Consider the following 330-nt stretch of genomic DNA (forward strand, 5'->3'; position numbering starts at 1 on the left):
CGGTGTACACAATGCACGCTGTTGAGATGTGCTGCCATTCCGGCGGACGCGTCATGACACTCCTTTTCAGGGACGACTTCAATGGCTTCCATCAGCGCCGGTTTTGGCAATCTGCTCGACATGTTCACCTATCCACTGCGCCACTCGCACTACCTCGAGCTGGTCAACCCGCTGTGGACGCAGCACGTGCTCAAGGCGCGCGTGGTGGGCGTCTGGGACGACACCGCCGACACCCGCACGCTCACATTGCGCCCGGGCCGCGGCTGGCGCAGCCACCGCCCCGGCCAGTTTGTGCGGCTCGGCGTGCCGATCGACGGCATGCGCCACACG

1 pseudogene is annotated in these 330 nt (G+C 65.2%); it reads left to right on the forward strand.

Annotated elements, in window-relative coordinates:
* Positions 1-81: 81 nt before the first annotated feature.
* Positions 82-330: pseudogene (locus D0817_RS27000) on the forward strand (hypothetical protein); the annotation flags it as partial.

It is taken from the genome of Flavobacterium cupreum, assembly GCF_003996965.1.
GTDB lineage: Bacteria > Bacteroidota > Bacteroidia > Flavobacteriales > Flavobacteriaceae > Flavobacterium > Flavobacterium cupreum.